We start from the raw sequence: 629 nt of genomic DNA on the forward strand, positions 1-629 counted from the left end.
AAAGACGACGTCTACAAAGATGCCGGCAAGGTTGAAGTCAGCATCGACCACGCCACTGGCGGCAACTTCGAGAACCTGGTTCCGAGCACGACTCCGGCGGTCACTGACGTTACCGATACCATCGACACCAGCACCGTTTCGCTCACCGCGACCTCGACCGTTGCCGAAGGTGGAACTGTGGTTTACACCGCCTCGGTCAACGCTCCAGTCACTGGCGCTCCACTGGTTGTCACCCTTTCGAACGGTCAGAGCATCACCATCCCTGTTGGTGCTAGTTCGGGCAGCGTGAACTTCGTCACCCCGAACGACGCCCTCGCTGGCGGCGATAACCTGAGCGTCAAGATCGACGACGCCAAGGGCGGCAACTACGAAAAACTGGAAATCGACGGCAAGCCTGCCGACACCACCGTCACCGATACCCAAGACACTACCGGTCTGACGTTGAGCGCGACCGATACCGTCGCTGAAGGCGGCTCCATCGTTTACACCGCGACTCTGACCAACGCTGCCGGTACACCTGTGACCGTTACTTTGAGCAACGGCGCGGTCATCAATATCGCTGCCGGCGCTACCACCGGCACCGTTACTGTTGATGCGCCTAAAGACGACGTCTACAAAGATGCCGGCAA

General features: G+C 59.1%; 1 protein-coding gene. It reads left to right on the plus strand.

Features of this window, described 5'->3' with window-relative positions; all coding sequences use genetic code 11:
• The coding region (locus tag RGM2987_RS00085; protein ID WP_245138088.1) for an immunoglobulin-like domain-containing protein at nucleotides 1–629 on the plus strand (629 nt) is incomplete at both ends.

Origin of the sequence: Pseudomonas sp. RGM2987 (assembly GCF_022952855.1) — a bacterium.
GTDB lineage: Bacteria > Pseudomonadota > Gammaproteobacteria > Pseudomonadales > Pseudomonadaceae > Aquipseudomonas.